Source organism: Collimonas sp. OK607, assembly GCF_900111995.1.
Classification (GTDB): domain Bacteria; phylum Pseudomonadota; class Gammaproteobacteria; order Burkholderiales; family Burkholderiaceae_D; genus Collimonas.
In genome coordinates, this window is the sequence record NZ_FOKF01000025.1 from 13367 (window position 1) to 25796 (window position 12430).

General features: G+C 55.8%; 15 protein-coding genes. 8 read left to right on the forward strand and 7 right to left on the reverse strand.

Features of this window, described 5'->3' with window-relative positions:
• The first annotated feature begins 206 nt into the window (after positions 1–206).
• Positions 207–812: a type IV toxin-antitoxin system AbiEi family antitoxin domain-containing protein gene (locus BM029_RS16720; RefSeq protein ID WP_092437913.1), complete on the forward strand. Its 606-nt coding sequence runs from the start codon at positions 207–209 to the stop codon at positions 810–812.
• Entirely contained in the window at positions 809–1711 is a 903-nt protein-coding gene (locus tag BM029_RS16725) for a nucleotidyl transferase AbiEii/AbiGii toxin family protein (RefSeq protein ID WP_092437915.1), read from the forward strand. The genes BM029_RS16720 and BM029_RS16725 overlap by 4 nt, the downstream gene beginning before the upstream one ends.
• A 128-nt stretch (positions 1712–1839) precedes the next feature.
• Here BM029_RS16725 and guaA read toward each other — a convergent pair whose 3' ends face one another.
• Positions 1840–3420 (reverse strand): glutamine-hydrolyzing GMP synthase, encoded by a 1581-nt coding sequence (guaA, locus tag BM029_RS16730; protein ID WP_092437917.1) that lies wholly within the window; start codon positions 3418–3420, stop codon positions 1840–1842.
• Positions 3421–3534: 114 nt separating this feature from the next.
• Positions 3535–4995, reverse strand: a complete 1461-nt coding sequence (gene guaB / locus BM029_RS16735) for an IMP dehydrogenase (protein ID WP_092416896.1) — start codon at positions 4993–4995, stop codon at positions 3535–3537.
• A gap of 210 nt (positions 4996–5205) precedes the next feature.
• On the opposite strand from guaB, the gene BM029_RS16740 reads away from it, so the two are divergent.
• The gene (locus BM029_RS16740; protein WP_170851113.1) at positions 5206–5748 is read left to right on the forward strand and encodes a DUF4124 domain-containing protein; all 543 of its coding nucleotides are present in this window, start codon (positions 5206–5208) and stop codon (positions 5746–5748) included.
• A 46-nt stretch (positions 5749–5794) separates the two neighbouring features.
• Here BM029_RS16740 and BM029_RS16745 read toward each other — a convergent pair whose 3' ends face one another.
• Together BM029_RS16745 and BM029_RS16750 are read right to left on the reverse strand one after the other, a co-directional pair.
• Positions 5795–6109, reverse strand: coding sequence for an RnfH family protein (locus BM029_RS16745; protein ID WP_244545095.1), 315 nt, complete (start codon positions 6107–6109; stop codon positions 5795–5797).
• Positions 6093–6533, reverse strand: a complete 441-nt coding sequence (locus BM029_RS16750) for a type II toxin-antitoxin system RatA family toxin (RefSeq protein ID WP_092437921.1) — start codon at positions 6531–6533, stop codon at positions 6093–6095. The genes BM029_RS16745 and BM029_RS16750 overlap by 17 nt, the downstream gene beginning before the upstream one ends.
• A gap of 67 nt (positions 6534–6600) precedes the next feature.
• Between BM029_RS16750 and smpB the strand changes: the two genes are divergently transcribed.
• Positions 6601–7050: an SsrA-binding protein SmpB gene (gene smpB / locus BM029_RS16755; RefSeq protein WP_092416892.1), complete on the forward strand. Its 450-nt coding sequence runs from the start codon at positions 6601–6603 to the stop codon at positions 7048–7050.
• A gap of 92 nt (positions 7051–7142) precedes the next feature.
• Here smpB and BM029_RS16760 read toward each other — a convergent pair whose 3' ends face one another.
• Together BM029_RS16760 and BM029_RS16765 are read right to left on the reverse strand one after the other, a co-directional pair.
• Complete coding sequence (locus BM029_RS16760) at positions 7143–8060, reverse strand: SPFH domain-containing protein (protein WP_092416891.1); 918 nt, start codon at positions 8058–8060, stop codon at positions 7143–7145.
• Positions 8061–8141: 81 nt separating this feature from the next.
• Positions 8142–8603, reverse strand: a complete 462-nt coding sequence (locus BM029_RS16765) for an NfeD family protein (protein ID WP_092437923.1) — start codon at positions 8601–8603, stop codon at positions 8142–8144.
• 184 nt (positions 8604–8787) lie between these two features.
• Here BM029_RS16765 and BM029_RS16770 point away from each other — a divergent pair, with 184 nt between their 5' ends.
• The 3 genes from BM029_RS16770 (at position 8788) to BM029_RS16780 (ending at position 11261) form a co-directional block, all read left to right on the forward strand.
• Positions 8788–10557, forward strand: a complete 1770-nt coding sequence (locus BM029_RS16770) for a tetratricopeptide repeat protein (protein ID WP_092437925.1) — start codon at positions 8788–8790, stop codon at positions 10555–10557.
• Between the two features lie 92 nt (positions 10558–10649).
• Positions 10650–10946, forward strand: coding sequence for a type II toxin-antitoxin system RelE/ParE family toxin (locus BM029_RS16775; RefSeq protein WP_092437927.1), 297 nt, complete (start codon positions 10650–10652; stop codon positions 10944–10946).
• Positions 10947–10949: 3 nt separating this feature from the next.
• On the forward strand, positions 10950–11261 hold the full coding sequence (locus BM029_RS16780) for an addiction module antidote protein (protein ID WP_092437929.1): 312 nt from the start codon (positions 10950–10952) through the stop codon (positions 11259–11261).
• Between the two features lie 111 nt (positions 11262–11372).
• Here the strand turns inward: BM029_RS16780 and BM029_RS26320 are convergent, their stop codons facing one another.
• On the reverse strand, positions 11373–11867 hold the full coding sequence (locus BM029_RS26320; RefSeq protein ID WP_244545096.1) for a winged helix-turn-helix transcriptional regulator: 495 nt from the start codon (positions 11865–11867) through the stop codon (positions 11373–11375).
• Between the two features lie 26 nt (positions 11868–11893).
• On the opposite strand from BM029_RS26320, the gene BM029_RS16790 reads away from it, so the two are divergent.
• Positions 11894–12421, forward strand: coding sequence for a hypothetical protein (locus BM029_RS16790; RefSeq protein WP_211482494.1), 528 nt, complete (start codon positions 11894–11896; stop codon positions 12419–12421).
• Positions 12422–12430: the final 9 nt, after the last annotated feature.

The following is a 12430-nucleotide window of genomic DNA, read 5'->3' on the forward strand; positions in this document are numbered from 1 at the left end:
TGCCTGAAAATTTCCTCAGTTCATCGACCGGTTTTCAGAAGACATCGACTTGCAAGCGGTCAAGCGATAACTGCTGACAATTCGGAATCTGCATCCGCAAATGAAGCTCTGCGCCACGGCGGTGGTGGACTATCAGGAACTCGGCCGTTCCATTTATTCGTCACTTATTTGCATTCGACGAATAAATGGAACATACTGAACGGACCATGCGCCATGAAACCCACACCCAACGCGTCCTTGACCTGCTTCGTCAGAAGGGGATGCTGCGTCCCAGCGATCTTGATGGCATCGGCGCTCCCCGGGTGGTCCTGACGCGCATGACGGCTAACGGGCAACTGGAGAAAGCAGGTCGCGGCCTATATCGGCTGCCCGACAGCCAAGGCTCCGAACATGAGAGCCTGGCCGCCATCGCAACCAAGGTGCCACAGGCGGTATTTTGCCTGCTCACCGCCCTGCAGTTCCACGAACTGACCACGCAACTGCCACGCCAGGTCTGGATCGCCATGCCGCGCGGCAGTCATGTGCCCAAGGTCGACTATCCGCCGATCAAGATGGTCCAGTACTCCGGCGAAGCGTATTCCGAAGGGATTGAGGTTGTTGAACGTGATCAAGTCGCGCTGCGGGTCTACTGTGTGGCCAAGACCATCGCCGACTGCTTCAAGCACCGCAACAAGATCGGACTGGACGTGGCGCTGGAGGCACTCAAGGATGCACGATCGCAAAAGAAGGCCAGCGCTGACGACCTCTGGCGCTTCGCCAAGATTTGCCGCGTCGCTAATGTGATGCGCCCCTACCTCGAGGTGATTGAATGACCAAAGATCTCGCCGCGTCGGTGCGGGCACGCCTTCTGAATGTCGCCAAGGCGCAGGGCACGGACTTCAACCAGGTTCTGGTGCGCTTTGCGCTGGAGCGCATGCTGTACCGCCTGAGCCAATCCAAGCATGCCGATCAATTCCTTCTCAAGGGGGCATTACTGTTTACGCTCTGGTATGACATGCCCCACCGGCCAACGCGTGATGCAGATCTGCTCGGCTTCGGGCCGAGCGACCTTGCATCGATCACCCAGACGTTCCGTGACATCGCAGGCGTCGATGTTGAGGATGGCATCATCTTCGATCCTGCAACGGTGAGCGTTGAAGAGATCCGTAAAGATGCGGGGTACCCCGGCGCTAGGGTGTTGATTACGGGCGAAATTGCCAAGGCACGGTGCAGGACGCAGATCGACATCGGGTTCGGTGACGCGGTCACGCCTGGCCCGGTTCACGCCATCTATCCGGTGCTGATCGAAGACCTCCCGGCTCCTCGGCTGCGCACATACCCTGCCTACACCGTCGTCTCGGAAAAGCTTCACGCTATTGTCTTGCTCGGCATGACCAATAGTCGCTTGAAGGATTACCTAGACATCTGGGTGCTGCTGGATCGCGAAGCGCTCAACGCCCACACTTTGGCCAGAGCGATCGCTGCAACCTTCGTTCGGCGGGGGATGTCGGTTCCGGTCGCTCTGCCCATTGGCCTGACTGATGAGTTTGCTACCGATCCATCACGGCAGACCATGTGGCTTGCATTCCTCAAGAAGAACCAACTCGCCGTTACGCCACTGCTCGAAGTGGTGACGACCCTTCGAACAATGCTGGGGCCAGCACTCATTCTGGCCACAGCGCTCGAGGCCACAGCAGGCGCAGTTGATGTTGACAAACAGCCCTCTTCGTAGGTCTCAGTGTCTCAGCCGGCAGGATGAGCACAGGTGTCCATCCTACGACTAACAAGAAAACAAAAAGCCCGCATTCACGCGGGCTTTGGAGCAGTATCTACTTCTAACTGGCGAGTACCAGACTCAGATCATTCCCACTCAATCGTAGCTGGCGGTTTACCCGAAATGTCATACACCACGCGATTGATCCCACGTACTTCATTGATGATGCGGTTAGACACCCGCCCCAGCAACTCATGCGGCAGGTGCGCCCAATGCGCAGTCATGAAGTCCTGCGTTTGCACTGCACGCAAGGCAACCACGTATTCATAAGTACGGCCATCGCCCATCACGCCAACCGACTTGACTGGCAAGAACACAGCAAACGCCTGGCTGGTCTTGTCGTACCAGGACTCATCCTCGTCGTCTTTGGTATTGCGCAGTTCTTCAATGAAGATGGCGTCGGCGCGACGCAGCAGGTCGGCGAATTCCTTTTTGACTTCACCAAGGATCCGTACACCCAAACCCGGGCCAGGGAACGGATGGCGATACACCATTGAATGCGGCAAACCGAGCGCAACGCCCAGCTTGCGCACTTCATCCTTGAACAGTTCGCGCAGCGGTTCCAGCAATTGCAGGTTCAGCGTTTCCGGCAAACCGCCGACATTGTGGTGGCTCTTGATGGTGTGCGCGGCGTTCTTGCCCTTGCCTGCACTTTCGATCACATCCGGGTAAATGGTCCCTTGTGCCAGCCACTTTGCATTCTTCAGCTTGGCAGATTCGACCTGGAACACTTCGACGAATTCACGGCCGATGATCTTGCGCTTGGCTTCCGGATCGGTGACGCCGGTCAGGTGGCCCATGAACTGTGCGGTGGCGTCGACATGGATCACCTTGACGCCGAGATTCTGGGCAAACATCTCCATTACCATCTTGCCTTCGTCGAGGCGCAACAGGCCGTGGTCGACGAATACGCATGTCAGCTGATCGCCGATGGCTCGATGGATCAGGGCTGCGGCGACACTGCTGTCGACGCCGCCGGACAAGCCCAGGATTACCTCGTCGCTACCAACTTGCTTACGGATCGACTCAACCGCCTCGGCGATGTAGTCCGGCATGTTCCAGTCTGGTGTGCAGCCGCAGATATCGATGACAAAACGCGTCAGGATCGCTTCGCCTTGCACGGTGTGTGTGACTTCCGGATGGAACTGCACAGCATAAAATTTACGCTCTTCGTCGGCCATGCCGGCGACCGGGCAGTTCGGGGTCGATGCCATCAGCTTGAAGCCGGGCGGCATTTCATTGACCTTGTCGCCGTGGCTCATCCAGACCTTCAGCATGGCATGCGAATCGGGTGTAACGAAATCGCTGATATCTTTCAGCAGCGCTGTATGACCGCGCGCGCGGACTTCGGCGTAACCGAATTCACGGACCTTGCCCATCTCGACCTTGCCGCCCAGTTGCTCGGCCATGGTTTGCATGCCGTAGCAGATGCCGAACACCGGCACACCAAGCTCGAATACCGCTTGCGGCGCGCGTGGGGTATCGCCGTCGGTGACGCTATTCGGGCCGCCTGACAAGATCACGCCGGCAGCGCCGTAGTTACGGATGAATTCGTCGGACACATCGTAAGGATAAACTTCAGAAAACACGCCGGCTTCGCGCACGCGCCGTGCGATCAGTTGGGTTACCTGGGAGCCGAAATCGAGGATGAGGATTTTTGAGTGCATGGTGGAGGCCTGGTAGCTGATTTAGCAAAAAATGAGAATCTTTAAACTGCACGCGCCACCTGCGACTATGCCGCAGGTGGCGCGTTCATGAGACAGAGTCAAGACTGAACCAAATCAATCGGTACGATAGTTTGGCGCTTCCTTGGTAATCTGCACATCATGGACATGCGACTCGCGCATGCCGGCTGAAGTGATTTCGACAAACTCGGCTTTTTCGCGCAGTTCATCGATCGTCGCACAACCGCAATAGCCCATGGAGGAACGCACGCCGCCGACCAGTTGGTACAAGATGGTCAACACGCTGCCCTTGTAAGGAACCCGGCCTTCAATGCCTTCCGGTACGAACTTGTCAGCCTTGTTGGCGGAATCCTGGAAGTAGCGATCGGCAGAACCGTCCGACATCGCGCCCAGGCTACCCATGCCGCGATACGACTTGTAGCTGCGGCCCTGGAACAGGATCACTTCGCCCGGCGCTTCTTCAGTACCGGCGAACATGCTGCCCATCATCACGGTGGAGGCGCCGGCTGCCAGTGCCTTGGCGATGTCACCCGAAAAACGGATGCCGCCGTCGGCGATACATGGAATGCCTGTGCCCTTGAGCGCTTGCGCGACGTTGGAGATGGCGGAAATCTGCGGTACGCCGACACCAGCCACGATCCGTGTAGTACAGATGGAGCCTGGGCCGATACCGACCTTGACGCCGTCAGCGCCATGATCTGCCAGCGCCTTGGCGGCGGCAGCGGTAGCGATATTGCCGCCGATGACTTCAACCTGCGGGAAATTCTGCTTGACCCACTTGACGCGATCCAGCACGCCTTTGGAGTGGCCGTGCGCGGTATCGACCACGATGACGTCGACGCCGGCTTTCACCAGCAACTCGATCCGTTCTTCGTTATCGGCGCCGACGCCGACTGCAGCGCCAACCCGCAGCTTGCCCTGGCTATCTTTGGACGCCAATGGGTGCGAGGTGGATTTCTGGATATCCTTGACCGTGATCAGACCGCGCAGCTCGAATGCGTCGTTGACTACCATCACGCGTTCCAGGCGGTGCTTGTTCATCAGGCGCTTGGCTTCCGACAGGTCGGCGCCGTCTTTGACGTACACCAGCTTCTCGCGCGGGGTCATCTTGGCGCTGACTTCCGCATCCAGCTCTTCTTCAAAACGCAGATCGCGATTGGTGATGATGCCGACCAGGCGATTGCCGTCGACCACCGGGAAACCGCTGATGCCATGCATTTCCGACAACGCCATCACTTCACGGATGCGCATGTTCGGCGGAATCGTGATCGGATCACGCACCACGCCGGATTCAAAACGCTTGACCTTGGATACTTCGCGCGCCTGCTCTTGCGCTGTCAGGTTCTTGTGAATAATGCCGATGCCGCCCTCTTGCGCCATGGCGATCGCCAGCCGGGCTTCAGTCACGGTATCCATCGCCGCCGACAACAACGGAATGTTGAGGTCGATATTACGGCTCAGGCGTGTCTTGAGAGTAGTGTCTTTGGGGAGGACGTCCGAATAAGCGGGGACTAACAGCACGTCATCGAACGTGAGTGCTTTTTGAAGTAGACGCATAGTTTTTCCTATAGGCGCAAAAGCGAATTATACAGAAATCCAGGCAAGTCGCCTAACGCTGCGCGATTTTACGCAGCAACAGATAAAATATTTCCACAAAGCACTATCCTTCAATTGACACGACTGGTAAAACATGGCGAAATCTGCGCACTGTTTTTAGTTCGACTTTTCCGTTTTTTTTCACTTTTAATGCGCCACCAAGGACAAGCAATGAATGCACCTCGCCTGAAACAGGTTTTCTCCGCCACCGCGGCACTGGTTTTGCTCAGCCTGGCGACTTCCGCCCTGGCGCAGTTCGTGTGGCTGGATGAAAAAGGCGTCAAACAATATTCAGACCAACCGCCCCCGCCTTCGGTCCCGAACAAGCGCATCCTGAAAGCACCGGGCCAGCACCTGCCGCGCAATGCCGGCTATGCCGGTTCAGAAGATGCCGCGGCTAACGCAACGACTGCGGACGCTGCCGGCGACAGCAAGCCAGATGCAAAAGCGGCGCCGACTGTCGCCGAGCAGAATGCCGCATTTCAAAAACGTAAGGCTGAGCAGGCTGAAAAGAGCAAGAAAGCCGAGCAGGACGCCAAACTGGCCTCTAACAAGGCAGAAAATTGCAACCGTGCCCGCGCCAACCAGCGCGCCTTGGATACCGGCGCACGGATTGCCCAGACCGACGCCAACGGCGAGCGCTCATACATGACCGATCAGCAGCGAGCGCAGCAAAGCGCGCAGAACCAAGAGGCTCTGAACGACTGTCAGTAAGCCAGTGAATTAGGAAGTGAAATAGAAAACCGTAAAAGCCCGCCGGTCAGCGGGCTTTTTTATCGGCGCGTTTGCGGCGCGACTCCATCGGATCGGCAATCAGCGGACGATAGATTTCAATCCGGTCCTGATCGCGCAATACGGTATCCAGCGTCTTCAGCTTGCCATAGATGCCGACCCGCCAGCAGCTAAGGTCGATTTCGCGTATTTCCTCCAGCAAGCCGCTGCGTTTGATACCGTCGTGCAGCAGCGTGCCAGCCGGTACCGACAGCTGCTTCAGGGCCTGAACACCAGGGCTGGCGTAACAGACCTGGATCTGTATCAGTGTTTCGTTAGCGGCCTTGTCAGTCATGATGGCCATATACCACGTCGGCGCGCTTGCAGAAGGAATCGACGAAACTGTTGGCGATCATGCTGAATACCGGTCCGATCAGTTTTTCCAGGATCTTGCTGGAGAATTCGTAGTGCAAATCGAATTCGATCTTGCAGGCATCGGCCCGCAATGCCTTGAAACTCCAGTTGCCGTCGAGGTGCTTGAACGGCCCTTCGACCAGGCGCATCTGCATCGCGCTGGGCGGCGTGTTGCTATTTTCAGTAGTAAACGATTGCTTGATACCGTGGTAATGTATGTTCAGCGTCGCAACCAGCTTGCCGGCACCCCGCTCACGTACGTCCACCCCGCCGCACCACGGCAGGAATTGCGGGTAGTCTTCGACCCGATCGACCAGCGCAAACATCTGTTCAGCGCTATATCCCAAAAGAACCGTTTTATGCACTACTGCCATTGAATATCAACCATTTGATAGAATCACAACTTGAAATTTTAACCGACCTGCGCGATTTTCCTAATACATGAGCATTATTGACAACAAAAAAGTCTTCCACGACTACTTCATCGAAGAGCGTTACGAGGCAGGCATGGAGTTGCACGGCTGGGAAGTGAAGTCCATCCGCGCCGGCCGCGCCAATCTGAAAGAATCCTATGTCATTGTCCGCAACGGCGAAATCTACCTGTTTGGCGCCCACATCAGCGCCCTCCTCAGCGCGTCCAGCCATGTCCATCCGGAAGCAGTGCGCACCCGCAAGCTACTGCTGCACGCGGAGGAAATCAAGAAGCTGATCATGAAGGTCGAGCGTTCCGGCTACACGCTGGTGCCAATCAACCTGCATTATCTGCGTGGCCGCATCAAATGCGAAATCGGCCTGGCCAAGGGTAAGAAACAGCACGACAAGCGCGATACCGAGCGCCAGCGCGACGGTGAGCGTGAAGTGCAGGCTGCGATGAAGCAGCACCGGCGCTAACCCAGAAAGCCATTAAGTCATTAAGCCAGACACAATAAAAAACGGCCCCGGCGAAATTTGATTTTCGCCGGGGCCGCTTTTTTATACCTGGATTACGATTTGGTCTGAGACTTGACCACTTGCAAAGCAGTGGCAATCAGGCCGCTGATATCGCCCATGTTGGCCGGTACGATAATCGAATTATTCGTCTTTGCCAACTGGCCGAAAGCAGCCACATACTGCTCTGCCACTTTCAGATTGACCGCATCCGAGCCGCCTGGCGACTGGATCGCAGCCGCGGTCTTGCGGATCGCTTCGGCGCTGGCTTCGGCGATCGACAGGATCGCTGCAGCCTGACCCTGGGCGCGGTTGATGGAAGCCTGCTTCTCGCCTTCCGACTTGGCAATCGATGCTTCACGCTCACCGGTTGCAATATTGATCTGTTCCTGCTTGCGGCCTTCAGATGCAGCAATCAGCGCCCGCTTCTCACGCTCGGCGGTAATCTGCGCCTGCATCGCGTGCAAGATTTCCTTAGGCGGCGTCAGATCCTTGATTTCATAACGCAGCACCTTGACGCCCCAATTCGCGGCGGACTCATCAATCGCGTTAACAATCGTGGTGTTGATGTGATCGCGCTCTTCAAATGTCTTGTCCAGTTCCATTTTACCGATCACGGAACGCAAGGTGGTTTGCGCCAGTTGCGTGATAGCGGCGATATAGTTGGAGGAGCCGTAGGAAGCGCGCATCGGATCGGTAATCTGGAAATACAAGATGCCGTCTACCTGCAACTGCGTGTTATCGCGGGTAATACAAACCTGCGGCGGCACATCCAGCGGAATTTCTTTCAAGATGTGCTTGTAGGCGACGCGGTCGATGAACGGCACCACAATGCTCAGCCCCGGTCCTAGGGTGGCGTGATATTTACCGAGACGCTCAACTACCCACGCATGCTGCTGCGGTACCACTTTGATCGTCTTGGCGATAAATATGACAACAATCACCAGCAAAATTAACGAGACGCTTCCGAACATGATTTTTTTCCTTATGAATTGAAAATAGGAGAGAGCGGGATCGATCGCCTCGTTACTCCAGGGCGAAAGACAAGATACGTGCTAGTGCTGATCCGGGCTGTTACCTACTATCAGCCGGCTGCCGCGTATTTCGTGAATAAAAAACAGACCGGCATCGGCATTTGCCGCCGGCGCCAGCTCGACATCCCACAGCGCGCCGCGATACTTGACGCGCGCTGTATATGTCCCCTCGCCATTGGTGCCGGCATCATGCTGCCACTGTTCGACCGTGATCGACTGGCCGATATCCAGATTGACATTAGGGTCGCGCTCAGCCTTGACTCTCGTGCGGCGGCCGAATTTACTCCGTCGCAACACATAAGTAGCGGCCAAAGCTACCACGGCAGCAGCCAGTAGTTGCCATTCCACGCCAAATCCCAGCAGCGCGACGACACTGCCGACGGCGAGGCCAATCGCCACCATCAATAAATACAAGGTAGTAGTGACTAGCTCCGCCATCACCAGTACGCCAGCCGCCAACATCCACATCACCCATCCGGCCATATGCCATTCTCCGTTATGTAGAACACCCAGTGTAATCTATTTGACAACTGAAGTTGCAATAACTTGCTTCTCATTTCACTCATTTCTAAAGCGGCAACTGCTGAAGCCAGCTCAATCCAGTGCTATCCTCCCCACTTCTCCATAGGCTGCGGGTGGTTATTCCAAACACTCCGGCCAGCTAAACATGAACACGATCAATCTTATCAAGCAAGCATACAAGAATTTCCAGGAAGGAAATGTTGGCCACGCCGAACGGTCGCTCAAGGATATTTTAAAGAGCCAGCCAAACAATTTCGATGCCTTGCATATTCTCGGCGTGATCTGTGCCGCCACCGGGCAAAAGGACGAAGCGGCTCAGTTGTTCCGGCAGGCCCTGGCCTTGGATGGCAAGAACGTATCGCTGTATTACAAACTGGCGCGGGTGCAGTTTGAATCGGGTCAGCTCGAGGCCGCTCTGCTTGCCTACGAAAAAATTATTGCCTTGGGTTATATCAAACCCGAAATCCTGCTGGCCAAGACTGTCGCCCTGATCAATCTGCAGCGCCACCGGGAGGCGCTGGATTGCATCGAACAGGCACTCGCCGAATGGCCCGATTACGCAGATGGCTGGTCGCACAAAGGCAGCATTTTGTACCAGCTGGGGCATTTTGAAGAAGCATTGGCCTGCTTTGACCAGGCGCTGTCTCTGCAACCGGCAACGGCCGACAGCTGGTATAAAAAGAGCATGGCGCTGGACAAGCTGAAACGCCATGCGGATGCGCTCACCAGCGTTGACCGCGCCTTGGCGATCGCGCCAAAAAACGCTGCATACTTGCTGGACCGCGCCGTCATCTTGCATCAACTGGAGCGCTACGCCGAATCCCTGAGCGACAATGAAACAGCCCTGGCGCTGGTTCCCGGGAATGCCGAAGCGTGGGGCGATCATGGCCTGACCCTGAGCCGCATGAAACGCCACCAGCAAGCGCTCGGCAGCTATCAGCGGGCGCTTGGCTTGCGCGCGGATTACGCGGATGCGCTGTCGAATCAATCGCTGTCGCAACTGGTGCTGGGTCAATTTGAGGCGGGTTGGCAAAGTTATGAGTACCGGTGGAAGAAAGGTAATGCGGACTTTCCGCGCCATACCGAAATCCCTTTGTGGCTGGGCCAGCAAGCCATCAGCGGCAAGCGGATTCTGCTCTGGTCGGAACAAGGCTTGGGCGACACTATCCAGTTTTGCCGCTATGCTGCACTGGTCGCGGCGTCAGGGGCGGAGGTGGTGCTGGAAGTCGATCCCGCACTGAAAACAATCGCCCAGACCATGGGGGATTTCAAGGTTATCGCCATCGGGGAAAAATTTCCACAGGTCGATTATCAAACGCCGTTGATGAGCCTGCCGCTGGTATTCAAGACCGACCTGGAAACCATCCCGGCCTCGCCCTTTTACTTCAAAGCCGATGACGAAAAAAAGGAAAGCTGGAAAAACCGCCAGAGCTTCGCCAATGGAAAACTGAAAATCGGCTTGGTCTGTTCCGGTAATGCGGGCAATACCAACGATCATCGGCGCTCCATGCCGCTGCAGGAATTTGCGCCGCCGCTGCAGCTGGATGGCGCGGAATTCTTCCTGGTGCAAAAGGATATCAGGGAGGCGGATCAGACATATTTGCTGCAAGCCTCAAAGCTCAGGCTAGTGGCAAATGACATTGCAGATTTCGACGACACCGCAGCGATCATCGCCAATCTCGACCTGGTGATCAGCGTCGACACTTCCGTCGCCCACCTCAGCGGCGCCCTCGGCACGCCGGTCTGGATTCTGCTGCCTTGGGCACCTGACTGGCGCTGGTTGCTAGATCGCGATGATAGTCCCTGGTATCCGAGCGCGAGATTGTTCAGGCAAGACCAGGCTGGCGACTGGCAGAGTGTGATTGAACGAGTATCCAGCGCACTGCACGAGTATCTAAGTATCGCCTCAAAATAGAGCTCGGACAAAGTAATTTTTTGAAAACAACCAACGATCGCGAGAAAGTGAAATGCCATTGATTTAAGTATCCAATCGGATACAATGCAGATATGCTTGAGATTTCGCTCTCGAACGTCTTTAAAGACTGGCTTCTTGATTTACGTGATGTTCAAGGCAAAGCCAAAATCCTGACCCGCATCCGCTCAGTCAGTCTCGGTAATCTTGGCGATGTTGAACCGGTCGGGGAAGGCGTTAGCGAACTACGCATTCACTACGGCCCTGGTTACCGCATTTATTTCACCAGGCGCGGAAAAGCAATGGTATTGCTGTTTGTGGGTGGCGACAAGTCTTCGCAAAAGAACGATATCAAGCTAGCCAGGCAAATGGCGAAATCACTAAAGGAGTGAAGCATGAAACAGACATTTTCGCCATTTGACGCTGCAGACTTTCTAGACAGCGATGAAATCATCGCCGCCTATCTTACCGAAGCGCTGGCAGACGACAATCCTGATGTATTTATTGCCGCGCTGGGCGATGTCGCAAAAGCGCGCGGGATATCGCAGATAGCGAAGGATGCCAAGCTTGGCCGCGAGAGCTTGTATAAGGCACTCGCGCCGGGCGCCAAACCACGTTTTGAAACCATCGCCAAACTGATCAACTCTCTCGGCGTCAAGATCGCCATCGTGCCTGGCGCCCATTTAGAGGCGACGACGCAGCTGTAACCTCATCTGTAAACGCGGCTATAAAATATACAAATCGTGATTCGTCCCGATCGGTCGCGAGCACCCGAATTCGACCCCAAGCGGAAATAGATAGAACGTGAAGGCAGCCGTTCAAAGTCGCGCATCGGTTCCTTCAATGTGATCCAGTCCCCAGGTCTTGATCTGGGCCATCACCCCTTGAAGCGAACGTCCTTTCTCAGTCAATCGATACGCCTCCCTGCCGGTAATATCGCTGGATGGATAGCGTTCGACAAGACCGTTGGCGGAAAGTCGGGCGAGTCGCTCTGCAAGGATATTGGTCGCGATTCTCTCCGGTGACGCGAGGAACTCCTTGAAATGCGACTTGCCGTGCATCAAATCTCGAACTACAAGCAGCGTCCACTTGTCGCCTAAAAGGTCCAAGGTGCACGCGACCGGGCATACCGAGCGACGGTTCTCGTTTTGAACCGAACTCGCGTTGTTTATGGGATGGGCAGTGCCCTGTTTAGCACGTGGCAAAGAAGCTCCTGCGTAACGGTGGTCGGGATCAAATCGGATTTTTACTGTTCGCACCTTGACTTTATTCAAAATACTTGCAAAATGCAAGTGTAAACTTGCATTTTGCAAGTTACAGCCAGATATTGGAGGCTTGTATGGAACCCGTCAGAAATCTTGAAACGTTACTCCCCTTTGCGGCGAGCGTTACCTTCGGCATGCTCGCGTGGGGAGCAGTTTTCCTTAACTATGTCTGGCCGCGCTTGCGCGAGCTTCCCCTGCACGCGGCGGTACGTCCCATCCTTCATCTGAATTTGTTCCGGTTTATAGGCTTGGCGCTCACTGTGCCGGGCGTCGTCGGTCCAAGTCTTGCAGCGGGGTTCAGCGCACCCGCGGCGTACGGCGATCTCGTTGCAATGACTTTGGCGTGGGTGGCTTTGATGATGGGATCAGGTCGCTATTCGCGCATCGCGATCTGGACCTTCAACTTGTGGGGTTTTGCCGACCTTTTGTTTGCCTTCTACCAAGGCGTGATCGGCGTAGGCATCGACCCGGCTTCGCTCGGCGCCGCCTGGTTTATCCCGACCGTCTGCGTTCCTCTCTTGCTTTGGTCCCATGTGTTGGTATTCGCGATCTTGCTGCGTACTTCCCGGTCCGCCAGTTTCCTGGCCCGTGCAGCGCAGTAACCGCCGTGG